The organism is Bacillus sp. BD59S (assembly GCF_007363175.1).
Classification (GTDB): Bacteria; Bacillota; Bacilli; order Bacillales; family Bacillaceae_G; genus Bacillus_A; species Bacillus_A pacificus.
On the sequence record NZ_CP034685.1, the window covers coordinates 158102 to 182821 of the forward strand.

19 protein-coding genes and 3 pseudogenes are annotated in these 24720 nt (G+C 32.6%); 7 read left to right on the forward strand and 15 right to left on the reverse strand.

Annotation, left to right across the window (positions count from 1 at the left end):
• Nucleotides 1–193: 193 nt before the first annotated feature.
• Together EKQ63_RS01650 and EKQ63_RS01655 are read right to left on the reverse strand one after the other, a co-directional pair.
• Nucleotides 194–499: pseudogene (locus EKQ63_RS01650) on the reverse strand (IS4 family transposase); the annotation flags it as partial.
• Nucleotides 500–684: 185 nt separating this feature from the next.
• The gene (locus EKQ63_RS01655; RefSeq protein ID WP_143880669.1) at nucleotides 685–2115 is read right to left on the reverse strand and encodes an IS4 family transposase; all 1431 of its coding nucleotides are present in this window, start codon (nucleotides 2113–2115) and stop codon (nucleotides 685–687) included.
• A gap of 177 nt (nucleotides 2116–2292) precedes the next feature.
• Between EKQ63_RS01655 and EKQ63_RS01660 the strand changes: the two genes are divergently transcribed.
• Both EKQ63_RS01660 and EKQ63_RS01665 read left to right on the forward strand, forming a co-directional pair.
• Nucleotides 2293–2730, forward strand: coding sequence for a hypothetical protein (locus EKQ63_RS01660; protein WP_143880670.1), 438 nt, complete (start codon nucleotides 2293–2295; stop codon nucleotides 2728–2730).
• Between the two features lie 267 nt (nucleotides 2731–2997).
• On the forward strand, nucleotides 2998–3897 hold the full coding sequence (locus EKQ63_RS01665; RefSeq protein WP_143880671.1) for an Rpn family recombination-promoting nuclease/putative transposase: 900 nt from the start codon (nucleotides 2998–3000) through the stop codon (nucleotides 3895–3897).
• Nucleotides 3898–4099: 202 nt separating this feature from the next.
• Here the strand turns inward: EKQ63_RS01665 and EKQ63_RS01670 are convergent, their stop codons facing one another.
• Nucleotides 4100–5260, reverse strand: a complete 1161-nt coding sequence (locus tag EKQ63_RS01670) for a tyrosine-type recombinase/integrase (protein WP_143880672.1) — start codon at nucleotides 5258–5260, stop codon at nucleotides 4100–4102.
• A gap of 356 nt (nucleotides 5261–5616) precedes the next feature.
• On the opposite strand from EKQ63_RS01670, the gene EKQ63_RS01675 reads away from it, so the two are divergent.
• Both EKQ63_RS01675 and xerS read left to right on the forward strand, forming a co-directional pair.
• Entirely contained in the window at nucleotides 5617–6600 is a 984-nt protein-coding gene (locus tag EKQ63_RS01675) for a DNA-binding protein (RefSeq protein ID WP_143880673.1), read from the forward strand.
• An 839-nt stretch (nucleotides 6601–7439) separates the two neighbouring features.
• Nucleotides 7440–8516 carry a tyrosine recombinase XerS gene (gene xerS / locus EKQ63_RS01680; RefSeq protein WP_143880674.1) on the forward strand — a complete coding sequence of 359 codons (1077 nt, stop codon included), beginning with the start codon at nucleotides 7440–7442 and terminating at the stop codon, nucleotides 8514–8516.
• A 605-nt stretch (nucleotides 8517–9121) separates the two neighbouring features.
• Here xerS and EKQ63_RS01685 read toward each other — a convergent pair.
• From EKQ63_RS01685 to EKQ63_RS01745, 12 genes and pseudogenes are all read right to left on the reverse strand, one after another.
• Entirely contained in the window at nucleotides 9122–10975 is a 1854-nt protein-coding gene (locus EKQ63_RS01685) for an FtsX-like permease family protein (protein ID WP_143880675.1), read from the reverse strand.
• Nucleotides 10976–10990: 15 nt separating this feature from the next.
• Entirely contained in the window at nucleotides 10991–11752 is a 762-nt protein-coding gene (locus tag EKQ63_RS01690) for an ABC transporter ATP-binding protein (RefSeq protein ID WP_143880676.1), read from the reverse strand.
• A gap of 35 nt (nucleotides 11753–11787) precedes the next feature.
• Nucleotides 11788–12153, reverse strand: a complete 366-nt coding sequence (locus EKQ63_RS01695; protein ID WP_143880677.1) for a YxeA family protein — start codon at nucleotides 12151–12153, stop codon at nucleotides 11788–11790.
• A gap of 253 nt (nucleotides 12154–12406) precedes the next feature.
• Nucleotides 12407–13915, reverse strand: coding sequence for a sensor histidine kinase (locus EKQ63_RS01700; protein ID WP_143880678.1), 1509 nt, complete (start codon nucleotides 13913–13915; stop codon nucleotides 12407–12409).
• Complete coding sequence (locus EKQ63_RS01705; protein ID WP_143880679.1) at nucleotides 13899–14603, reverse strand: response regulator transcription factor; 705 nt, start codon at nucleotides 14601–14603, stop codon at nucleotides 13899–13901. Before EKQ63_RS01705 ends, EKQ63_RS01700 begins: the two co-directional genes overlap by 17 nt.
• Nucleotides 14604–14644: 41 nt before the next feature.
• Nucleotides 14645–15244, reverse strand: a complete 600-nt coding sequence (locus tag EKQ63_RS01710) for a DedA family protein (RefSeq protein ID WP_143880680.1) — start codon at nucleotides 15242–15244, stop codon at nucleotides 14645–14647.
• Entirely contained in the window at nucleotides 15244–15822 is a 579-nt protein-coding gene (locus EKQ63_RS01715; RefSeq protein WP_001159676.1) for a class I SAM-dependent methyltransferase, read from the reverse strand. Before EKQ63_RS01715 ends, EKQ63_RS01710 begins: the two co-directional genes overlap by 1 nt.
• A gap of 369 nt (nucleotides 15823–16191) precedes the next feature.
• Nucleotides 16192–16356: a DUF2197 domain-containing protein gene (locus EKQ63_RS01720; RefSeq protein WP_078984829.1), complete on the reverse strand. Its 165-nt coding sequence runs from the start codon at nucleotides 16354–16356 to the stop codon at nucleotides 16192–16194.
• Nucleotides 16357–16383: 27 nt separating this feature from the next.
• Nucleotides 16384–16731, reverse strand: a complete 348-nt coding sequence (locus EKQ63_RS01725) for a hypothetical protein (protein ID WP_223290752.1) — start codon at nucleotides 16729–16731, stop codon at nucleotides 16384–16386.
• A 238-nt stretch (nucleotides 16732–16969) separates the two neighbouring features.
• Nucleotides 16970–18400: pseudogene (locus EKQ63_RS01730) on the reverse strand (IS4 family transposase).
• A 436-nt stretch (nucleotides 18401–18836) separates the two neighbouring features.
• On the reverse strand, nucleotides 18837–19427 hold the full coding sequence (locus EKQ63_RS01740; RefSeq protein ID WP_000169641.1) for a TetR/AcrR family transcriptional regulator: 591 nt from the start codon (nucleotides 19425–19427) through the stop codon (nucleotides 18837–18839).
• A gap of 379 nt (nucleotides 19428–19806) precedes the next feature.
• Complete coding sequence (locus EKQ63_RS01745; protein WP_000604767.1) at nucleotides 19807–20271, reverse strand: 2-thiouracil desulfurase family protein; 465 nt, start codon at nucleotides 20269–20271, stop codon at nucleotides 19807–19809.
• A 272-nt stretch (nucleotides 20272–20543) separates the two neighbouring features.
• Here EKQ63_RS01745 and EKQ63_RS01750 point away from each other — a divergent pair, with 272 nt between their 5' ends.
• From EKQ63_RS01750 to EKQ63_RS01765, 3 genes and pseudogenes are all read left to right on the forward strand, one after another.
• Entirely contained in the window at nucleotides 20544–21194 is a 651-nt protein-coding gene (locus EKQ63_RS01750) for a CPBP family glutamic-type intramembrane protease (RefSeq protein ID WP_000008262.1), read from the forward strand.
• 63 nt (nucleotides 21195–21257) lie between these two features.
• Entirely contained in the window at nucleotides 21258–21569 is a 312-nt protein-coding gene (locus EKQ63_RS01755) for a YbjQ family protein (protein WP_000637503.1), read from the forward strand.
• 262 nt (nucleotides 21570–21831) lie between these two features.
• Nucleotides 21832–24576 (forward strand): annotated as a pseudogene (locus EKQ63_RS01765) (Cna B-type domain-containing protein); the annotation flags it as partial.
• Nucleotides 24577–24720: the final 144 nt, after the last annotated feature.

The following is a 24720-nucleotide window of genomic DNA, read 5'->3' on the forward strand; positions in this document are numbered from 1 at the left end:
ATTCCTTTATTTCTTATCATTCAATTCCTCCTTTAAAAATGTATCCCTTTAAGGGCTACCGCCACATCTCTATCAAGCTAAGCTCATACAACGTCACTTATAGTAGAGGTTATTTCTTTTTTTCTAGAGGATACATGTAGGGAATTTAAAGATTTGCATACGAAATAAACCCTGACGGGTTTCATTTTTTGAATTAAGCCGCTTGATTATCAGACATGGTACAATTGTAAACGACACCTAATATATCAAAGACTGTTTTCTTTTCATATCGATGAGATTTTCTCCCGTTTTGCTGTAGGAGGTTGAACAGGCGAATTAGAATCTTTGATAGCTCTTGGGTGTCTTTCTGTATTGCTTGGAAAAGAAGAAGAAAGTAATCTTTAATCATATATATTTCCTTATATTCACTCAGTTCTCATTTCTTTTTCATAAGAAGTAATTGTCGCATTTGAAACATGGTAGAAAAACAAAGTAGAATGGCAATCAGTTGCCCCAAAATAAAAAATGTATATTTTCACCTGGAGATGCCAATTTTCTCGTTTTGGGGGTATTTTCCCATGCCCATCAAGCTAAGGTTATGCAAGTTTAATCTCATGTGAGATTTTTTCTTTTTTCTAAAAATCCAGTGTAAGCTCTTTAAAGATTTTCATACCAAATAAACCCTATCGGGTTTCAATTTTTGAATTACGCTACATGATTGTGAGACAGGGAAAAGTCATAGACGACGCCTAAGATATCAAAAACTGTTTTCTTCTCATACCTATGGGATTTTCGTCCGTTTTTCTGTAAAAGATTGAACAGACGCAACAATATCTTTGTTAATTCTTGGGTGTCTTTTTGCAAAGAGTGATAAATAAGTGAAAAATAATCTTTTATGATATAAGTTGCTTTATATTCGCTTAATTCTCGCTTCTTCTTGATGAGGAGTAGTTGGCGCATTTGAAACATGGTAGAGGAACAAAGAAGGATACTTATTAATTGCCCGTATAAGTGACATTCTAGTCTTTCTAATTTTACAGAACTACATTGATGAATACGAAAAAATGATTTCCATGTTTTAAAAATAAGCTCAATTTGCCATCGTAAGGAGTAAAAATCGTATACTTGCTCTTTTGGCAGATATTCCAATGGAATATTTGTAACGTAAAAGTTAATTGCACTAAGCCGCTTACTGCGTTCTTTATAGGTGATTTGCTTCTTATGTTCTTTAAATGCTAAATCCTTTTGTCTTCGCTTCATTTGTGTTTCAGTTAATTTATACAGAATAAGTCTTGCAGGAAGCTTTTGATACATTCCAATATAGATTTCAGGAATTTCATATGTTTCACCGGACTGTAATTGGTCAATAAATTGTTCCATATCTAATTGGATGTACTCAGATTGCTTTTTTATGGTTCCATTTTTAAAGTATTCAGGTTCTTTATTCTTCTGATATATACGTGTATTAAGCTTTAATCGTGAAATAAAATAAGCACCACACTCGCTTATAGTATGTAAATCTTTTAAGTCGAAATATCCTAAATCACGTATGCATACATCGTTCGGTTGAAGGGATGTTAAACAAGTAGAAACATAAGTTTTATCATTGTGTTTTCCTGATCCTACATGAACATGAAGAAATTGACCACTTAGTAAATCATACTCTAGTTGAATTTTTACTCCAGCACTTTGACCGCTACCACCTGAACCTTGATATGTAGAAGTGAATTTATCTGGAATTTGAAAATGTGTATAATCTAATATACGGATACGTCGAAAATAGTTTGTATACAAAGTTGGAATCTTGCTAGAAGAACAAAATTGTTGGTGAAGTAAATGTGCTAAGAGTTGTTGTAAAAACTTAACAGCCTGAGGGTTAAAACGTTGATTGAGTCCCTCAGGACTCATAGAAATACCGGTGTTAGCTTCTAATCGACTACATAATTGTGTCAATGAAGAACGAGCCACATTTTGACTTAACCAGACACACAAAGCTACTAAATCTTGTGCTCGATATTTACTTTTTCGTTTAACAAATCCTATATTTTTAGCTAATTGCTCTAAAGCATCAGGTAACATATATCGTTGTAACTCTTGGGAATACAATTGCAGCTCATCTTGAATTGAAAAGCACATTATAAAAACATCCTTTCTTTTGATTCTAAAGAAAGGTTAACGCTTTTTCCGTTTTTATAACAGGATTTTTCAAAGGTTTTAATTTAATCCTAATTATATTTTTTATAAATTCTAAAGCACATTCCCTATTTTTGGTATGATAGACAGGAACTATTTTTTTAGAACAGGAGACAATAAATGAAAAAAATCATATTAGGATTATTAGTTATATTTTTATTTATATTTATGTACATGTCTTTAGTAGGAGATGAGAATAAGAGTGCTTTAACTCCTAATCTGATTTCAAAAATAAAATACTTAGAGACTGATTCTGTTGCTGGAGGTACATTTAGAGATTATGGCCAAGAAGCAAAATCAGTGTTTGAAAAACTAAGTAGTCAGAAAGATGTTGTACCAAAAAAAGATTTTTGGAAGAAGAAGTTTTTTGAGGAATCTTCTCAACGTAACATTGACTTTGTATTAGATGATGGTAAAAAAATCAAATTCAAAGTATTATTTTTTAGTGTGAAACCATACTTTGATGAAGCGTATGTTCAATGTATAGGAGATGATTCCATTTACCACTTAAATAAAGAAGATGCAACAGATATAGCAACCCAATTTGCAAATCGTTAATACTTTTCTTGAAAATTTATGTTTTATATCTATCAATTATAAAATAAGAACATCCCCAAACGAATTTTTTCGTTTTGGGGATTATTTATTGTATTAGCTTGATGGGCATGGGGTATTTTCCTTTATTAGGTTGATAGCGATGTGGCAGTATCCCTTTAAGAGAATACTTAAATCCCTATATAAATCAAAGGGGATTGTTTGCATATAAGCTTTGGTTTTATGTACAATAAAGGTAAAGATATAGTCTAAAATAGGAAGAGGAAAACCATGTCCAATTCATTAGTAAACTTACGTATCGATTTTGCATTTAAGCAGTTATTTGGCACAAATGGGAATGAAGATATTTTAGTTGCCTTTTTAAATGCCATATTAAAAGATTCTTTAGAGTCACTTATTGTTTCCCTACAATTAGAAGATCCACATTTGCATCGCGAATATGAAGAAGATAAATTATCGATTTTAGATATTTCTGCTACATTAAATACAGGAACAAAGGTAAATGTTGAAATTCAATTGAATAACAATCACGATATGATTAAAAGAAGCCTTTATTATTGGGGAAGGCTTTATAGCTCACAATTGCAAAAAGGAATGCCTTATAGCTCCCTTCATAAAACGATTACCATAAACTTGTTAAATTTTGTGATGTTTCCAGAATATGAAGCATTTCATACAACAGGAATCCTTTGGAATCAACAACAACAGAAGTTATTAAGTGACGATATAGAAGTTCATATTGTAGAGATTCCAAAGTTACTACAGCAATGGCGAGAAGAGAAAGTTAATCCATGGGAAGACTCGTTTGTTCGTTGGCTATTATTATTACCAGCGAATGAAGATGAGTATCTCACACAAACATTGGAGGACATTGCCATGAACCAAGATCCGATTTTACAAAAAGCAATGAATAAGTGGGAACGTATGAGTCAAGATTCCTCTTTCCGTCAAGCATATGAAGCAAGAGAAAAGGCCTTAATGGATGAGGCTGCAAAGTTTGCTCATGCTCGTAATGAGGGAAAAAAAGAAGGAATTCAAGAAGGCGTTCAACAAGGAAAAATACAGATGATTAAAGGTATGCATGAGCTTGGTGTACCACTTGAAACGATTGCTAAAGCCAGCAAATTAGACATTGATGAGGTTGAACGTATTTTAGAAAAAAATAAATAGCAACAAAAAAAGAACCTATTAACAGGTTCTTTTTTAAGTTATTTATCAACTAGGGTTAGTGCCCAATAAGTTTTCATAAGTAGTAATAGCCATATACTACGAAATCTAACTTTATTTTCTAATATTTTAATTCAAATCAAAAGTGCGGGTAAAACCTTATAACAACAAATTCCCCTATTAATTATTATATATTTATTACGTATTAAAATTCATCATCACCAATTAAATTTCCTGCATCATTATCTTTAGTAAGTCTTTGCTTCAAGTAATTTTCTTTTGTAGTTCTATCATTTTTATGCCCTACTGCAGCTGCTATTACATGGGGGGCAAGTCCCTTATAATCATATAAATACTGTACATAAAAATGTCTAAAGAAATGGGGAGTAATTCGGATATTCTCTGTAAAGGGTAACTTGGTTTCCTTTATAATCTTAGAAATATATTGTGATAAGTAATTTTCTCTATAAGCAGTATGGTTTTTCGTTTGAAAAATGGTCCCGCCATTTTTATTTCCTATATCTATAGGTAATCTCCTACGGATTCGGAACGCAACAATGCGATTAAAAATTTCATTATTAATAGAAACAATCCGTTCATTATCTCCCTTTGTATCAACTGTTAAATAATAACGTCCACGTATATCATCATATTCAAGATCTTCCCATTTTGCATGCGCTACTTCCGCAACACGTAACCCTGTGGTAGATAGCACCGATAGTAAGGCATAATTGATTTCATTATCCTTATAATAATGAAGAAGCTGCTTGACTTCTCCATATGATAACTCACGCTTTGGTTTATATTGTTTATTCACCGTCGTACTTAAAATTTCTATATGAAGAGGCCACTGGATATATTGAATTTCATATAGCCATTTCAAATAGGAACGGATCACACCAAGTTTTCTACTAATTGTAGATGCTTTGTACTTTTCTTTTGATTGATAAGCGATTGCCTCCTGGGATAACCATTTTTGATAATTACGGATATGCCGTTTTCTTAAATTCCTCCAGACTTGTCCAACTTCAAAATCTGTTACATCTTTCTGCAAAAAATCCGTACTTTGTTTGACAAAGAAGTAAAACTGACTTAGATCACGTGCATATAGAGTTCTAGAAGCATCTTTGATACGTTTCTCTTGATCAAAATGCGTTTGCCGGTTCAAGTAGTAATATAATATCTCTTCATCAGAAAATCCCTCATATGTATAGATATCTTTTCTTTCATTATTTTCTTTTTTAAATTCAGCTTCATTTATATAATCACGATTCCATAATGCAATTATGTTTGTGAATTTTTGTTTTTGTTTCTCTATGTTTTCTAAAGAAGTTTCATTATGAATTGAATTCAATTCAAATATCATTATCCTTCAACTCCTTATTAATTCTTTTTATATTTATTATTATAACTGAAGTACATTCAAAATTAGTTACATAGTAAAATTAAATTTTATAAAAATGAAAAATTATATCAACCATAGAAAAACGCCCATTTTCTATGGTTATATTAATCTAACTTATATAACTGTTTTGTTATTATTTTTAAATGAATATAAAAATTAATTTAATTAGTAAATATAAATCGTTTTTATTAAATTATGTAAAAAGATTAAACTTCAAATATGGTATAATGAATTAAAGTTATATATTCTTTTAAATTAAAATTAGACTTAAATAATTTGTAAAATACATATAAATGAAATAAAAGAGGAGAGGAAATATGAATGAAAATCAGCAAATGATTATGAATACAAACGAAGTGAGAGAATATTTAGAAGTTAGTAATTTCGTTGTTAATAATTTAATCAAACAGGAAGAATTAGTACCAATCAACAAGGATACATGGCGTTTAGATGGAAGTTTCCTTTTCAAAAGAGAAGATGTGGAAACAATTAAAAAGGGAAGAGAAACCGAAGGTATTACCCTTTACCAAGCTAGTAAAAAATATGGTATAAGCACATATCAATTAGAAAAATGGTTAGGGGATGGGGAATTAGTCGCTACTATACGGGAACATCGTAACCGCGAAACTAAATTCATTAGAGAAGAAGAGTTACTTCAAGTTATAAAACAATTTGATCAAGAAAACACGCTATATACATACTCACAAAAGTATAATACAGTCCTTTTCCATAAATATATTCAAAGTAATACGATAGCAAGGGTCATTTCTATTCCTAAGCGTGGTGATATTATGTTGATTGATGAATTTGGAAGTAAGTTCACCTTAAATGAAGCTATTAAATCGGGATTTGTACCAGCATACGATCTACCTGCTAAACCACGTAGTCATCATCAAAGGTTTGTTAAATTCCGTTTACCTAAGTCCGATCAATTACGCAGCAATTCTTTCCAATTGATTGATTTAATCCTTCAGTACGTATCACCAAGAAACCTAAAGATTTCAGAAGAAGAGGGTTTTTGGTATTTTGATATACGTCAATCTCTTATTGAATTACCTATGGGTATGCAAATGGAATGGATAGAATACTTAACACCATATATAATAGAAGGAAAATTAATAAAGCGTGTAAATAATAGTATATATTTAGATAGTAGTAGCGTGACAAAACCAGTTACACTTTCTAGCAAAGAATATCAAGCAATTAATAAAATAGTAGAAGAAACCAACACTACCATTGAAGAATTCATTGCAGCTGCTATTAACAAAAAAATAAAAGACTACCAGACTTCACAAAACTAATTCATAAAATAATTTAGTTTTAGTTAAAAAAGACATAAATTATCTATCTACGTTAATTTATGTCTTTTTTGTTTTTACTATCATTTATACAACTAAGAGGGGTACCGCCACACATCCATCAAGCTAGGAAAAGCAAATATACTGGCTATGTCTTAGAAACAACCGTGTAATCGATATTAATGTGTATAGTTGAATGTATCTGAAACTAAAAGATATTCATAATGACGAAAGGGAAGTGAATGATGCATTTATAAAGAGGCAAAAAACAAACATCTAAAACTTCGCACGAAATACCGTTTTTACGAACAATAAGACATATAAATAAAAATCTAGTACAGTATTTAGGGATTTCGAGCTCGTTAGCATTGATCTTCGCATATTGGTATGTGTCCATATAATTCATATTTTATATAGAAATTATCAAATACTAAATTACTCATTGCAAAATTTTATAGTAAATTACATTTAAATTTATAAAAGTTTTTCTTATGCTGATCTATTTAACTCTTTATAATCATGATTAAATTAACCAATTCATGTTAGATAACGAATTTTTAACTGTTTTCATATATTGATTTTTTGTATGAATTTATATATAAAAATTGTTTTATTTTACATACATTTATATGTAGTTTTTGCACTAATTTTTATGGTCTTATACAAATTTATCATTTAGTTAGCTATAATTTTCATTTGACTAACTACACATACCATTCAGTTTTGAACATATTTTAGCATTCCATAATTTAATTATGTAAATAAGTTTGTATAAAAATTGAATTTTACGCGAACTTGTGTTCGTGTATTTTTTCTGCTATAGTATATATGAGGTGATTTTTATGGATTACAGCAAGCAACGTCAAAAATCCGTACATCGTAAAAAATTATACGAGAATCTAAATGAAATGCCCTTTTACATAGAAGAATTTGTGGAGTACAAAGAATTGCATGATGCCTCTCCCTCCACCCTACTGAATTATGTATATGATTTTAGAGTCTTCTTTAATTGGTTATTATCCGAACAAATTATTGAATTAAAACCTATTAAAGACATATCCTTCTCTGATCTGGAGAATTTAAAGAAAAAAGATGTTGAAAACTTTATGAGATTCTTAAAATTACAACAAAACATGCAGAATTCCTCTGTTAATAGAAAAATTTCGGCCTTAAAGTCTTTATTTAAGTACCTTACCTCCCTATCAGAGAATGAAGATGGCGAATGTTATTTTTATAGAAATGTAATGGCTAAAATAGAAATACATAAAGATAAAGAAACATTAAATGCTCGTGCAAAGCGTATGAGATCTAAAATATTCCATAATGATGACGATCAAGAATTTTTGAATTACGTTAAATATGAACATGAAAAATCTTTAACAAAACATCAGTTGTTCTATTTCCTAAGAGATAAAGATCGTGATGTAGCTATTCTCTCCCTCTTTCTTGGTAGTGGTATTCGAGTAAGCGAATTGGCCGATCTTCGTATGGAAGATATAAACTTAAAAGAAAGACTAATTGATGTAATCCGAAAAGGAAACAAAGAAGATTCTGTATGGATTACCCCAATTGCATTGAATGATCTTGAAAAGTATATGGAAATCAGAGATAGTAAATATGCTCCAGGGAAAGAATTACAAAATGTATTCTTATCGAGGTATAAACATACTGCACAGCCTCTTTCTGTTAGGGCTATCCAAGATATAGTAGAAAAATATACTAAAGCATATGGAAAAAGAATGTCCCCTCATAAATTAAGACATACATTAGCAAATAAATTATATATGGAAGAAAAAGACTCATTGCAAGTGATGCAACAACTTGGGCATACCAGTCAAGATACAGCTTTGTTATACACTCAACTTGGGGAAACAACTATTAAAGATAGTTTAGGCAGAATAGGAAAGAATAAGGAATAAAAGTTCAGCAATACAAAATTGCTGAACTTTTATTTTTTTCATTGAGAATAGATAGTGATTTAAAATTTATATTAAATTCACTTCATTTTGATATTTATTATGTAATAAATATATAGTTTGAATTATACTTTAATTAGAATTTAAACTCTCTTTTGATAGTTAACAAAAGGGTTTTAAATTCCTACAAATTTCATCTTCACGTTAAATAAGGATTTAACGTGAAGATGAAAATGCGCAGTGTAATGTATTTCCCCCCCTCTTGTAGAAAGACATGAAAATGGATACTTTTTAGACAAGAAAGTGGATACTTCTATTCCTATCATTGTTTTAGGACAAGAAAGTGAGTACTTTTTTATAAAGGAATTGATTTAGTTATATATCTAATTGCATCTATAAAATGATTTTTAATAGCAAATCTACTAATTTACTCGCAATTATTAAATTTCATTATATAAGGAAAAAAACGAAGTCTATTTGAAGACTTCGTTCCTGTTTATATAAGACATACTTTTATTATTTTAAAATTAATCTTTGATTTGAGACTTAATCTTTTTATCAAAAGTCTAGAAGTAATTACTTATTCATAGCTAGACATTCTATTTGTATTACCTTTCTTTCGGTAATACAATTCCTTTATATAATTGAACTGTTACGAAATAGTAAATTGAATAAATAACCACAAAAATTAGAATTGGTAACCAAATACGGAAGTATGGATCGATTAATATAAATCCAAATATATTCATACCTAGTAGAACATGTACAATTCCTACTATAGCTGGGAATAAGAATACAAAGAATAGCTCTTTATAGATAGACTTTGTTAATAATTCATGACGGACACCAATTTTACGTAGCATTTCATAGCGTACAATGTCTTTTGAAGCACCGGAAAGGATCTTAAACATTAAACAACTTGCCATCATCGCAAGGAAAGCAATACCTAAGAAGAATCCCATAAATACTGTTCCACTCGCACTAGCAAATAGCCCATTATATATTTGATATTTACTGAAAATGTCCTCAGCTGTAACATTTTTATATTTAATTAACTGTAATTCATCAATTTTTTTCCACTTGTCTAAATATGATACAAAATCATCCGTTTTCCCAATTAACGCTACATTCTCTTTTGCTTGTATTTGATCGTACGTTTTTTGATCTACTATTTTATCTATTTTGTCATTATTACCTAAATAACCTGGATGAATGCGATTTAAGGCTTGATTCCACTCATCTGGAATGACACTTATATTCTCCTTATTTTCTATACCGTAAACTGAAATTGCTCCTACAGGAAGATTCTCAGAAACACGTTTTTCTTTATATTTACCCTTTTTTTCTGTTTCAACTTGAACAAGTGGACGGTTTTTCTCTAAATCTTCTTTTAGATTATATATATATTTCTCATCTACTTTATAACGATATTCATTCTTTTCTTTAAATGTAATACCATCTAAAATGTTCTTTTCTTCTGCTGTTGGATTATGAATGACTACATCATATATCTCAAGGTTATCAGTAGATTTCATTACGTCATTTTTGAAAGCCATCCCCCCTGAAATTGCTCCGGCACCAAGTGCTACCAACATTGCTACTGTAGCAAGTACCCTTGTTAAACTATTAATACGGAAGTTTAATTGGGCAAATGTAAAAGCATTAAGGCCTTTTTCACTATAATTTTTATTGCTTTTCAACTTCTTAATAATAATCGGAAGAACAGAAGCAAATAACATATATGTTCCTGCTGTAGTTGTTAACATTGCAATGAAAGGACCCTGCTCTTTTAATTTATTCATATTCATCATGGAAGCATAGCCAATTGCTAATAAAAGAATAGCTAAGAATGAAATTACCCAAGTCCGCTTTCCATTGCTTATTGTGCGTTCTGCTGAAGCGTCTGCATGTACAAGTTGCAGAACAGAAATTCGTGATAATTTCACACTATTCATAATGGCAGATAGTATAAATATCACCAAGAAAAACATACAAGTAACTAACATCGATGGTATATAAAACGATTGATAACCATCTGCGGTGAAGTCCAATTGCTTCATAAGGAGTTTACCTACTCCTTGAGATAATCCTACCCCTACTGTAAGTCCAATTACTAAGGACACTGCTCCAATCACAATTGTTTCCAGAAACATAAGGGTTGTGACTTTATGCTTTTTTGCCCCTAACATCATATACATTCCAAATTCTTTTTGGCGAAGAGACATTAAAAAAGAATTTGCATATAGAACATAGAAGAATGTAATGATTGCTAATAGAACTGAGCCAGCTTGAAAAACAGGGCCGATTGACCGAATAGTAGTATTCGCTTCAACAAATGCTTTATTTAAAGCCAATGTTTGAAACATGTAAAAAATTGAAATTGACATAACAAGACCAATAAGTAACACGGTATAATCTTTCATCTTACTCTTTAGTCCTGACATAGAAAGCTTAAATAACATGCTAAACCTCCTTTCTTATCCTTTTTGTGTACCTAAGTCTGCAAGCACATCTAAAATTTCTTTATAAAACGATTCGCGCGTACCACTACGATGAATTTCCTTATATAGCTCACCGTCTTGAATGAATAAAATACGCTGACAGTAACTTGCGCTATATGGATCATGCGTAACCATCATAATAGATACACCTTGTTTTTCATTTAAGTTTTTCATTGCATCTAATAAGCTTGTTGCATTTTTAGAATCAAGCGCTCCTGTTGGCTCGTCCCCTAAAATAATTGCTGGTTCATGTACAAGTGCACGTGCTGCTGCTGAACGTTGTTTTTGTCCACCAGATACCTCAGATGGATATTTTTGAAGTATTTCCGAAATCCCTAACATATCCGCTACCTTTTCTACTTTCGGTCCAATCTTTTTAGAAGAAATGCCTTGTAATGAAAGTGGTAACGCAATATTTTCATAAATTGATAGATTTTCGAGCAAGTTAAAATCTTGAAAGATAAAACCTAATTTTTGAGAACGGAAATCTGAAAGTTCTCCTTGTTTCATTTTTGTGATATCGATACCAGCAATCTCAACAATGCCTCCAGTTGCTGCATCTAATGTTGAAATTACATTTAATAATGTTGTTTTTCCTGAACCAGATGGTCCCATGATCCCAACAAATTCACCCTCTTGAATCGAGAACGATACATCTCGTAAAGCGTGTGACTGATTTTCACCTTTTTTACCGTACACTTTTTGAACATTTTTTACGTTTACAACTGAGTTGCTCATCATATTCTCCTACCTTTTCTTTTCACTTGAAATATCTAGTATTTATTTTTCAATCTTTCTTTTGCTTTTTCAGGAACATTTTCTTCCTGTACTTTCTCAAATTTATAAACATATTTTCCTTTTACATGTACTTTTAAATAAGAATTTACATACTCATCCTTACCAGGCATCCCTACTTTGATGGTATTTACATCTCCTAATTCATCAACCCCGTCTAAGGCATAATAATAACTTTTACCATCGTGTTCAGGATCAGGTTTCGCTTCACCTTCTGTAAGAACGTATACATCTTTTTCTTCCACTAGTGGATTAAATCTATCTATTGTATCTCCTCCTACATAAGTTAATAATCCACCTCCTACAACAATTAATCCTGAAACTGCAAGCAATGCTTTTTTCATTTTCTTTTCCACCTTTCTTTTCTTATATAATTTATTTTGATATCATCTATTCTTTTAGAATGGATATACTCTCTAACACATTTCTAAGTATAAAGAGCGTTTCTTAACAAAAAGTGAGGTAGCTTCTTAAGTTTTTCTTAACAAAAAATTTCACATTGCAAAAAAAAGAACCCTTCTTATAAGGGTTCTTTTTGTAATACTATTACATACTTAATATGTTCCGGTCTCCTTGAAAAATAATAGAAAAATGATATTATTCTGCAGCAATAGGTAACGTAATAATAAATTGTACCAGCCCATTTTCATATTCAGCTCGAATATCTCCACCTTGCATATCAACAATGCTTTTAGCAATTGCTAGTCCAAGGCCAGACCCCTCCGAAACTCTACTTCTTGACTGATCCTTTTTATAAAAGCGTTCAAATAAATGTTCCAGCTCTTTTTTTGTAAATTCTTCACTTGGATTTTTCACAGAAATTTGAATGGTTTCTTTTTGTCGTTGTAGAGAAACCTTAATTTCCCCTTCATCCTTACTGTATTTAATTGCATTCATTAATAAATTATCAAATACACGAACAATTTTCTCCGGATCAACTACAGCATGTATTCGTTCTTCTGGAAACTCTTTCTTAATTGAAAGACCATGTTCTTCAGCTTGTGGAACCAATTCTTCAATTAATTGATCTAACATTTCATTAATACATATCTCTTGTTTTTCTAGTACAATATTCTCATTCGTTAATTTTGTATACTCAAATAAATCTTCTATTAAATTTTTGAGTTGTTCAGATTTTGAAAAAGCAATTTTTATATACTCATCATATTGTTCTCTGTTTTCATACTTTGCATCTTGTAATAAACGCAAATATCCCATTATGGAAGTAAGCGGTGTGCGTAAATCATGCGAGACATTTGTAATCAATTCATTTTTTTGTCGTTCAATTTCCCTCTCTTTTTCTATATTCACCATAAGTCCTTCGGCCATTTGATTAATATTTTTTGTTAACAAAGCCATCTCGTCTTGTCCCTTCTCTTCAATTCGATATGCTAAGTTTCCTTTTGCAATTTCATTTACGCCTTGTACCATCACTTCAATCTCTTTCATTTTTTTCTTAGTAATATAAAAGAAAGAAAAAATAAATACAATAACTCCCAAAAGTGTTGGGAAAACTCCCTCTTTTATATCATAAGTAATAGATCCTTTTGGGATCCCACTTACAAACATATATAAATTTTTATCTTCAACCGTAATTGGATAGAAGGTGAGGAACTCTTTACGTATTTCCTCTGTACTTGAAGCATCTTTATTAAATTCAACTTGATTTACTGCAAAATTCATTACATTACTAATTGTATTATGCAAATTAATTTCTACTTCTTGCGCTTGCTTCGTTTTATATAAAACCTTTCCAGTTTCATCTGTAATCAATACTTTTAAAGCCGTTGTATCCTCTTCGGCCTTAGTATTAATTATTTCTTGCAGGCTAGTTATTTTATTCTCACTTATTGCTTTTTCTGCAATTTGCTTTGCTTGAAGGTTAATATTCTGCATACCCGTACTGTAGTCAACATAAGCTGTTGAATTTGCTCCTTCAGCAAGTGGAGCTACGGCCCTTGATACAACAAACCCTAGTAATGCACAGAGAAAAAAGGTTGTAATAAGCTGTATTCTAATACTTTTTAAAATATAATATTGCAATTTTTTAAACACCCTTTGAATTTTATTATTAAAAGGATGAAATAATTTAAATATCTTTTTCAATTTTATATCCTACTCCCCAAACAGTTTTAACGTAACGAGGTTTTCTCGGGTTTTCTTCAATTTTTTCGCGTATTTTCCGAATATGTACCATCACGGTATTATCAGATTGAAAAGCCTCCTCTTTCCACACTCTTTCATAAATTTGCTCTGCACTCATTACCATCCCTTGATTGCGAGCAAGTAATTCTAAAATAGCAAACTCCCTCGGAGTTAATTTTACCTCTTGATCGGCGATAGTTACTTTATGTGTCATTACATTGATTTTCATATCTCCAATTTCAACTTCGTTTTCATTCTGCAAGCTTATTCCACCATTCATTTTCATGTATCTTCTAAGCTGTGACTTAATTCGAGCAATGAGTTCTAATGGATTAAAAGGCTTTGTAACATAGTCATCTGCACCCGTTGTTAGCCCTAAAATTTTATCCATATCTTGCGTTTTTGCAGATAACATAATAATAGGCATTTCTGCTATTTCTCGCACCTTCATACACATGTGGATACCATCAATTTTGGGCATCATAATATCAAGGACAATTAAGTGCACCTCGTTTTTCTTTAGTAGTTCTAACCCTTCTTCTCCATTTTCAGCTTGCAAGACCCTATAGCCCTCATTTTTTAAATAGATGGCGATGAGTTCTCGAATCTCCTTCTCATCATCCACTACCATTATTGTTTCTTTACTCATAAAATCTCCTCCGATGTAATTTCCAAAACTTATGCTTTTCTCTATTTACTTACCGTAGTACTTCGTTTTTGTATATATACATACCAAATACAAGCAACGATAAGGACAATACCACCAAAATAAATACCGTATTCTGTTGTGATTTTTACAATTGTGTCTATATGATTTCCAAATAAGGAACCAAGTAAAAAATAAACAAGTGTCCACACAAACCCCGTGGTATATGAATATAGAGCATATTTTCTATAGGACATGTTGTTCATGCCTACTAAGTAAGGGATAATGTGTCTAACGACAGGTATAAAGTAGCTGGTTACTAATGCATAATGTCCGTATTTATCAATCATTTTTTGTGATTGTAGCAAATACTTTGCCTTTTTCTTTTTCATTAATTTATCAAGTACCTTGGTACCGAATACTTTGCCCAATAGATAACCTAAAGAAAGTCCAGAGACAACTCCTAAATAAGTTAACAAAAAGGCTGGAATTACACTTAATATACCCACTGATGATACAAAACCACCGCTCATAACAATCATTTCATCTGGAATTGGCATACCAACAATGCCGAGCCATAAACAGAAGAATAAAGCGGTATAACCATACTGCTCAATATAAGACAATAATTCATGTAATTCCATTATGCATATGCTCCCCTCACCGATTTTTTACAGCTAAAGACATAGGCTGGTGGGAAGTTAAACCAAACTTTTTTTAATTGGATATCTGGAAAAAAGTCTTCAATAAATCCTTTTTTGACAAGTGAATATTGAAAGGTAATAAACCTACCATTCTCACGTAACGACTCCATTACGTTATTTAAAATACGTGATGATTCTTCTTTTGGCAAGGAAGTGAAAGGTAATCCTGATAATACATAATCCACACCTTTTATTTGTAACTCTTCCACATACCTTTGAATATTTTCAGCTGACCCATGTATGACTACGACACTTGCATCATCCTCATATTGCTTCTGTAACTTTTTGAAAAATACTTCATTAATTTCAATTAGAATAAATGTTGTTCTTTTCTTTTTCCTCTTCATAATCTCTTTCGTAAAAGATCCTGTTCCGGGCCCTAATTCTACAATACATTTTGCCACTTCAAAATCGATTGCATCTACCATTGCTTTTGCTAATATATTAGAGCTTGGTGCAATTGCACCTGTGTTTTTTGGGTGTTTTATAAATTCACTTAAAAATGTAATAAATTGCATCTTTATCTCCTCGATCATTTGATTTGGTGTGAAGTAGATTTCAGTATAAATTTTATTTCTTAACAAATATCGAGGAGGATTCTTAAGTTTTTCTTAAAAGAATATAAAACTCCACTTTATAAGAACAAACTTGTATCATTTGCAGATAACATTGTCAGAAAATGTAGCTTTAAAATAAAGGTTGATTAGAAAATATCCTTCGATCCTTATTTAACAACAAATAAAAAAACTCCATTTTGTCAAAAGATTGATTAAAATGGAGTTTTCCTTTATGAATAGATAAACAATATTTATTAAAAAATTTAATCATTTTAAGATGAATTATGTTAGACATTATAAACTAGCAAAAATAAGAAGTAGATAGTGCCCCTATCTAAAAAAATGTTTAATTGCTTCAAGTCTTATTTTATGACTGCATTCGTCACAACAATATTTCCCTTTTGGATTTTCCTTGAACTGCTTATATTTTTCAGTTCCTTCATTTACTCGAAATACACTTTTACAGCAAAAACAAATAACCTCATAAAATATCATGACCTTCCCCCTCTTCAGGGTGATATGTTACTTTTGAGTTGTCCGCTCAAAGATTGGAATAAGTTCCTTAGTGTAATCTTTAACGTTTAGATCGTGATTCCTCATTAGCTCGAGGCTAAATCCGTCTATGGCATGCCTGATTGTTAATGCCATCACCCTTAAGGCCGTTTCGGAAAATTCTCGAAACACCCCTTCTTGCATCCCTAAACGTAGAATATTTTTAATGGGAAGAAAAATAGTTTCATCATGGTCTGCTGCAAACCGAAGTTTCCCTTCATCTGTCCTCTCATTTGAAACAATTTCTATAACTGCGAATACATGTTTTCGATGTTCATCTATAAATTTTAGATTCGATTCAATATACGTTTGGAGCATTCCTTCTGGGGTGGTTTGAGCTTTAATTTGCGGATAACTAAAGGACTGGCAAGCTATATAATAATCAATTATAACTTGCTCTAGAAGTTCCTCTTTGTTTGTAAAGTAAGGGGTACCGCCACATGCCCATCAAGCTAACCAAGTAAATTACTAGTTACGAAATGATCCGTGTTTCAAAACTAGCAATTGATATAAAAGTAGGCATGCTAAAGAAGCCTATTAAAACGCGATTTTTTCGCTAGGCAGCTTGTCTATGCTTCACTGTCGTTTTATACACAATCCCTAGAATATCAAAGACGGTCATCTTCTTATGCCTATGACATTTACGACCGTTCTTTTTGAGTAGTTGATAAAGGCGATGCAGAATTTTTAAAAGTTCTTCTGTGCCAAAAGCTATCGCTTGAAACAGTAACGGAAAGTAATCTTTAATTATATAAATCGCTTTGTATTCACTCAGTTCCTGCTTTTTCTTTTCAAGCAGAAACTGACGCATTTGAAACATCGTAGAAGAACAGAGGAGAATGCTGATGAGTTGTCCATATAAATGGCACTCTAGGCGTTCTTTTTTTATATTTTTGCATTCATCAATTTCAAAGAATGACTTCCACGTTTTAAATAAAATTTCAATCTGCCAATGCAGTGAATATAATGAATGCACGTAGTTTGTCGGTACTTCTTCTAGCGACGTATTCGTGATATACACATTCATGCCCATTAAACGTTTACTTTTATCCTTCATGACAATGCCTTTCTTCTTTTCACGTATCGCTTGATTTTTCAGACGTGTTTGCGTTTGATCATCACTTAAACGATGGATAATGACACGTGCTGGAAGTTTCTGATTTTGGCCAATGTATGCCTCGTGGATTTCCATCGTTTCACCAGGGATTAGGCCAGACAGCATTTGTGTCATATCGAGCTGGATGTATTCTGTTTGCTTTTTTAACATACCGTTGTTGAAGTATTCTGGCTCAGGGTTCTTGATATAAATCCGTGTATTCAGCTTCAACCGCGAGATGTAGTAAGCTCCTTTATCATGAATAGTTTGTAAGTCTCCTAAATCGAAGTAACCAAGATCACGTAAACACAAATCGCCCACCTCTACGGTTTCAAGACAGTTGGTACCGTATGTTTTATCATTATTCTTTCCTGGTCCAAGCTGCACGTTAAGGAATTGACCACTAAGCAAATCATATTCCAATTGAATTTTTACGCCTGCCGTATTACTACTCCCACCGGAACCTTGATAGTCTGTAGCGAATTGATCAGGCAGTTGAAACACTGTTGCATCTAGAATGCGGATACGATTGAAAGTAGAGATTATATGTGCAGAAAGTGAGTGATTTGAACAGAGTTTTTGTGTGAGAAGAGAAGTAAAGACTTCTCGAAGAAATGCGACAGCTGCTGGATTAAAGCGTTGATTCAGTCCTTCTGGGCTCATGAGTGTAGCTGTATTTGTATAAAGCTGACTGCATAATCAAGTAAGAGAATCGCTTGCTACGTGTTGACTAATCCAAATACATAAAGCGGCCAAATCACGTGCGCCATATTTACTTTTACGTTTTACGAAACCCGTCTCCTGTGCGAGCTGTTGAAGGATGCTTGGGGATAGATATCGCTGTAATTCTTCAGCGAATAAATGAAACTCATCTTGAATCGATAGAGTCATACAAAACGCCATCCTTTCTGTATTTTTCTACAAAAAGAATAGCGTTTTTTTCGTTATATAGATACAAAGTTAGCTTGAATTTCTTTAGTTGGTCACTTAGCCATAAACTAGGTACAGAAATTCCAATTACTTGCCCTAAGTTTCGTATTATGTAAATACAGTGAGTGATAAACTGAAACCAAATTCAAAAATACCTGTAATTGCTATTCGTCTAATGAATATTTTGCCTAACCATTTTTCAGATAACATAGGTCCAAGTGGGTATGTGATGGGCCACTTTGTGTTTATGTGCTTCGAATTAAACAACCCTATTTCTTCTGTAAGCTACCTCTGCTAAAAAAATATCTCCCCCTCATAAACAGAAGATACTTTTTATGAGGAGTATTTATTGAATTTAAGTTTATAAAAATTGAATGAAGGCGATGCAAGTTCTCACTTATTTAGAATAAGAGTAAAGATGATACTTTATTTGTTCAATAAAATATTGATGGTGTATATTATCGTTAGATACGCGACTTGCCATAATAGCTCCCTCCATTGAAGATGCAAGAAAAGAAGCGAGTGATATAATGTCTATATCTTCTTTAAGTTCTTGTTTCTCTATTCCTCCCTTTATGAGAGAGGCCATTAACATTACTGTATCATCATAGCCTTGTGCTGCTGCTTTTTGTAATTCTGGAAATACTCCAGTACTTTCAATGGCGCTATTAAGTAATGGACAGCCTCCAGCAATAGGAGGATTATTAGCTGCATCTTGATATACAAGGAAAATTGCAAGGATTTTATCGATTGCTGTCTTTTTATTTTCCATCGCTTTATGAAAATGGTTCCACATAATTTCACCACTTTTGTCGTAGGCAGCAAGAACAATTTCTTCTTTATTTTTGAATCTACGATAAATAGATCCTTTCGGTAGTTCAGTGGCTGTCATTATATCCTGAATGGATGTGCGAGTTATCCCATTAGTATTAAAAAAATATAAAGATGTTTCAATAATTTTTTCTTTTACCTTATCAACTTTAGTCATGCTTTGTAATCCTCCTAATGAAAACGATCCTAATATTCTAGGTAATGTTTACCCTCTATTTTCTTGATTTTTTTGTAAGTATAAATAAGTTCGGAACAGAAATATCTTATCAATCCCTATCTTATGAAAATCTCAAACAATACAGTTTGAAAAGAAGTTAATCAAATTATATTATCCATGTAAAATAAGTGAATTTGTTGGTTTGAAATTAAGTTTGATTAAAATTTAAGCGAAACCATTGATTTCATCACAAAAAAATCTCACGCATTTTGAAAAAAATTTGATTAAAATGCGTGAGTTGAAATTTTACAAGCTATTTATTTTTATAATAAAGTTTGATAATTTCGGTAAGCGAATTGTTAAAATTTGCCCTCTAATATTATATTTTATTAATTAATTTATCTAATTCTAATTCAGATATAACTTTAATGCCCTTACTTTCTAATAGAGCAGTCGTTACGCCGACTCCTGTTACCTTTTTTCCAACAAACTCACCACTATAAATTTCTTTACTGCCACAAGAAGGGCTATATTCTTTTAAAACTACATGGCTAGCTTGCATTTCTTGTGCTAAATTTAAAGTCTTCATGGCACCATTTATATATAATTCCGTCACATCATTACCGGAACGTTCCATTACTTTTGCTTTGCCCTCTAAAACATCATATCCATCTCCGCCCAAGATTTCAGCTGGTTCTCTCGGTGTAACAAAACCACCTAATAACTCCGGGCAAACAGGTATCGCTTTCTTTTCATCAATTAATTTTTGAATTGTATCGTTTAAACATGCAGTACCATTATATCTTACTGGTTTTCCAGCTAAGCAAGAACTAACTAAAATCATGATGTACATCCTTTCAAATTCATATTCAATTATTACAACAACATTAAAAACTACCCTTTTCTTAACTATGCGAACATCTTAATATTTTTGCTTTTATTTTTATTTTATTAATAATTTATAAAAGGGGTTTAAAAAACTAGAAACTTATAGTATCATTAGTTTTCGAACCGAACCGTCCGGTTTGGCATTTATATAATTATATTTTAGAAGGAGAACCTAATGCAACAAGAAAAATCAAAGATTCTAAGTAATTTCATTATGGAGGTAATAAAGTGAGCTTTATAAAAACGAATACAAAAGAACTTGTTATGCTAATAATTTATATACTGTTTGCACTACTTCAAATTGGCTTGTTCATATTATTTGGCATATCCCTTTTAACTAACAGCAACTTAGTTGAATCAGAATTTGCTCTTAGTGCCATCGGTTTGACTGTACCTGCTATTGTAGGAATCATTTTCTTTAGGAAAGAAATTATTGAAAGTTTTACTTATTTTAAAGAGAAAACAATTTTGAAAATAGTAAGCATTCCTATGGTAGTTTTACTTATGATAATTGTGGAAAATTCTATTATGCATTTTCTAAATACAGGTCAGCCAGAGAACCAAGAACAGATCCTTACAAATGGCGCAGAGATGCCTATTATATTCACATTACTTGTATTTGGGATTATAGGACCAATAATTGAAGAAATTATATTTCGTTATATATTAGTAAATCGTTTTTCGGAATATGTTGGTACTGCTATTGCATCCATCGTTTCGATTATAATTTTTACACTTCTTCACACGAACCAACTTTCGGATATTGCTATTTATTTACCTGGCACGGTGATGCTTACTGCGGCGTATCTTATTTCTAATAGATCCCTTGCATATGTTATAGCGATACATATGTTAAACAATTTTATTCCTTTTATTTAATTGCATATGTCATAGAGAGACACATGCAGTTGAATATTATAAAAAAATAGGAGGGTGTCAAACATGATTGTAACAACAACGTCTGGAATTCAAGGTAAAGAAATTATTGACTATATTGATATTGTAAATGGTGAAGCTATTATGGGGGCCAACATTGTACGCGATTTATTCGCTTCTGTTCGTGATGTTGTCGGTGGTCGTGCTGGTTCTTATGAAAGTAAGCTAAAAGAAGCTCGTGATATCGCAATGGATGAAATGAAAGAACTTGCAAAACAAAAAGGTGCGAACGCTATCGTTGGTGTTGACGTAGATTACGAAGTAGTTCGTGATGGAATGTTAATGGTTGCTGTAAGTGGTACAGCTGTACGTATATAAGTAAATAAAAAAACGGATCCCCTCCTTGAGATTTATACTTTGAGGGGGGATCCTGGTTCTGTTGCAGATTTTAAAGACTAAAAACAGAAGTTGATAAATCATTGTACGTCGAAAACCCACAGTTTGAATGTAAACTGTGGGTTTTTTATAGAGGCCCCATTCCATCACTATCAGGCAAAATTTTTTCAGTACCTCCAGAACGAAATTTTGTGTTAATTTGTAACAAAAAGTTCTTTTTTTCATTTTGGGGTAATTCTGAAATGAAGTAAAAGAACAACCGGTGGATGGGTATAAATCCGAGGCTCATGGTTATGACATTACGAATACAAAAGTAGCGCAAACAACAGTAGAAGGAACGAAGACGTGGAAGGATGGAAACGCAACAAATCGTCCAGAAATGATCAAAGTGGACTTACTACAAAATGGTAAAGTAATTGATACAAAAGAAGTGAGCGCAGCGGGCGAATGGAAATATGCGTTTACAGATTTAGCGGCATATGATGCCGAAGGAAATGCATATAAGTATGAAGTAAAAGAACAACCAGTAGATGGATATAAATCTGAGGTTCATGGTTATGACATTACGAATACAAAAGTGGCGCAAACAAAAGTAGAAGGAACGAAAACGTGGAAAGACGGAAACGCAACAAACCGTCCAGAAATGATCAAAGTGGGCTTACTACAAAATGGAAAAGTGATTGATACAAAAGAAGTGAGCGCAGCGGGCGAATGGAAATATGCGTTTACAGACTTAGCGGCATATGATGCCGAAGGAAATGCGTACAAATATGAAGTAAAAGAACAACCAGTAGATGGATATAAATCAGAAGTAAAAGGCTATGACATTACAAATACAAAAGTGGCGCAAACAAAAGTAGAAGGAACGAAGACGTGGAAGGACGGAAACGCAACAAATCGTCCAGAAATGATCAAAGTGGACTTACTACAAAATGGTAAAGTAATTGAGACAAAAGAAGTGAGCGCAGCGGGCGAATGGAAATATGCGTTTACAGACTTAGCGGCATATGATGCCGAAGGAAATGCGTACAAATATGAAGTAAAAGAACAACCGGTGGATGGATATAAATCAGAGGTACATGGCTATGACATTACAAATACAAAAGTGGCACAAACAAAAGTAGAAGGAACGAAGACGTGGAAGGATGGAAACGCAACAAATCGTCCAACAACAATCAAGGTAGACTTACTACAAAATGGTAAAGTAATTGATACAAAAGAAGTGAGCGCAGCGGGCGAATGGAAATATGCGTTTACAGACTTAGCGGCATATGATGCCGAAGGAAATGCATACAAGTATGAAGTAAAAGAACAACCGGTGGATGGATATAAATCAGAGGTACATGGCTATGACATTACGAATACAAAAGTAGCGAAATTAACAGTAGAAGGAACAAAAACGTGGAACGATAACAACGCAACAGATCGTCCAAGCTCGATTAAAGTAGACTTACTACAAAACGGTAAAGTAGTAGATACAAAAGAAGTAACAGCGGCAACAAACTGGAAATATGCATTTGCGGATGTAGAAGCATATGACGCAAATGGAGTAGCATACAAGTATGAAGTGAAGGAACAGCCAGTAGCGGGATACCAATCTGACGTACACGGCTATGACATCACAAATACAAAAGTAGGCGAAACAAAAGTAGAAGGAACGAAGACATGGAAAGACGATAACGCGAAAGATCGTCCGGAAATGATCAAAGTAGACCTTTTACAAAATGGTACAGTGATTGCGACGCAAGAAGTAAGCAAAGCAACAGGCTGGAAATACGAATTCAAAGATTTAGCAGCGTATGATGCAGAAGGAAAGGCATACAAGTATGAAGTGAAAGAGCAAACAGTACCAGGATATGAATCCAAAGTAAGTGGTACTGACATCACAAATACAAAAGTAGGCGAAACAAAAGTAGAAGGAACGAAGACATGGAAAGACGGAAATGCGAAAGATCGTCCGGAAATGATCAAAGTAGACTTACTACAAAACGGTAAAGTAGTAGATACAAAAGAAGTAACAGCGGCAACAAACTGGAAGTACACGTTTGAAAAACTCCAAGCATACGATGCAGAAGGAAAAGCATACAAGTATGAAGTGAAAGAACAAGCAGTACCAGGATATGAATCAAAAGTAAGTGGTACTGACATCACAAATACAAAAGTAGGCCAAACAAAGGTAGAAGGAACGAAGACTTGGAAGGATGGAAATGTAAAAAACCGTCCGGAAATGATCAAGATTGATCTATTACAAAATGGCAAAGTGATCGCAACAAAAGAAGTGAGCGCAGCAGATGAATGGAAATATGCGTTTACAGATTTAGCTGCATATGATGCCGAAGGAAATGCATACAAGTATGAAGTGAAAGAACAACCAGTGGATGGATATAAATCAGAGGTAAAAGGTTATGACATTACAAATACAAAAGTAGGCGAAACAAAAGTAGAAGGAACGAAGACATGGAAGGATGATAATGCGAAAGACCGTCCGACAATGATCAAGGTAGATTTACTACAAAATGGCAAAGTGATCGCGACAAAAGAAGTGAGCGCAGCAGATGAATGGAAATATGCGTTTACAGACTTAGCGGCATATGATGCCGAAGGAAATGCATATAAGTATGAAGTGAAAGAACAACCAGTGAATGGATATAAATCAGAGGTACATGGTTATGACATCACGAATACAAAAGATCCAAGTACGGATCCAAAAGATCCAAATACAGATCCAAAAGATCCAAATACGGATCCAAAAGATCCAAATACAGATCCAAAAGATCCAAAAGATCCAAATACGGATCCAAAAGATCCAAGTACGGATCCAAAAGATCCAAGTATAGATTCAAAAAATCCACCTACTCAAGAAAATTCTAAGACATCAGTATGGCTTCCTAAAACAGGTGGAACATCAATGGATATGATTTCATATATTGCTGGAATGTTGTTATTGGCTTTAGCTGGATTCGTATTTATTCGTCAACGAATGAGATAAAAAGACTTGTTATGTTGGTTTGAATTATAGCTTGATCAAAGTATTGCTGTAAATATTGATTTTATAAATAGAGGAGACCCACACATTTTGAAAAAAGTTTAATCAAAATGTGTGGGTCTTAATTTTAGATTTCTTAAGTTTGTA

What these genes read in the sequence shown, in the direction of transcription:
- EKQ63_RS01655 (WP_143880669.1), bottom strand. Translation starts at nt 2,115, where the DNA reads ATGTGCTTTTCAATTCAAGATGAGCTGCAATTGTATTCCCAAGAGTTA.
- EKQ63_RS01660 (WP_143880670.1), top strand. Translation starts at nt 2,293, where the DNA reads ATGAAAAAAATCATATTAGGATTATTAGTTATATTTTTATTTATATTT.
- EKQ63_RS01665 (WP_143880671.1), top strand. Translation starts at nt 2,998, where the DNA reads ATGTCCAATTCATTAGTAAACTTACGTATCGATTTTGCATTTAAGCAG.
- EKQ63_RS01670 (WP_143880672.1), bottom strand. Translation starts at nt 5,260, where the DNA reads ATGATATTTGAATTGAATTCAATTCATAATGAAACTTCTTTAGAAAAC.
- EKQ63_RS01675 (WP_143880673.1), top strand. Translation starts at nt 5,617, where the DNA reads ATGAATGAAAATCAGCAAATGATTATGAATACAAACGAAGTGAGAGAA.
- xerS (WP_143880674.1), top strand. Translation starts at nt 7,440, where the DNA reads ATGGATTACAGCAAGCAACGTCAAAAATCCGTACATCGTAAAAAATTA.
- EKQ63_RS01685 (WP_143880675.1), bottom strand. Translation starts at nt 10,975, where the DNA reads ATGTTATTTAAGCTTTCTATGTCAGGACTAAAGAGTAAGATGAAAGAT.
- EKQ63_RS01690 (WP_143880676.1), bottom strand. Translation starts at nt 11,752, where the DNA reads ATGAGCAACTCAGTTGTAAACGTAAAAAATGTTCAAAAAGTGTACGGT.
- EKQ63_RS01695 (WP_143880677.1), bottom strand. Translation starts at nt 12,153, where the DNA reads ATGAAAAAAGCATTGCTTGCAGTTTCAGGATTAATTGTTGTAGGAGGT.
- EKQ63_RS01705 (WP_143880679.1), bottom strand. Translation starts at nt 14,603, where the DNA reads ATGAGTAAAGAAACAATAATGGTAGTGGATGATGAGAAGGAGATTCGA.
- EKQ63_RS01710 (WP_143880680.1), bottom strand. Translation starts at nt 15,244, where the DNA reads ATGGAATTACATGAATTATTGTCTTATATTGAGCAGTATGGTTATACC.
- EKQ63_RS01715 (WP_001159676.1), bottom strand. Translation starts at nt 15,822, where the DNA reads ATGCAATTTATTACATTTTTAAGTGAATTTATAAAACACCCAAAAAAC.
- EKQ63_RS01720 (WP_078984829.1), bottom strand. Translation starts at nt 16,356, where the DNA reads ATGATATTTTATGAGGTTATTTGTTTTTGCTGTAAAAGTGTATTTCGA.
- EKQ63_RS01725 (WP_223290752.1), bottom strand. Translation starts at nt 16,731, where the DNA reads ATGCTCCAAACGTATATTGAATCGAATCTAAAATTTATAGATGAACAT.
- EKQ63_RS01740 (WP_000169641.1), bottom strand. Translation starts at nt 19,427, where the DNA reads ATGACTAAAGTTGATAAGGTAAAAGAAAAAATTATTGAAACATCTTTA.
- EKQ63_RS01745 (WP_000604767.1), bottom strand. Translation starts at nt 20,271, where the DNA reads ATGATTTTAGTTAGTTCTTGCTTAGCTGGAAAACCAGTAAGATATAAT.
- EKQ63_RS01755 (WP_000637503.1), top strand. Translation starts at nt 21,258, where the DNA reads ATGATTGTAACAACAACGTCTGGAATTCAAGGTAAAGAAATTATTGAC.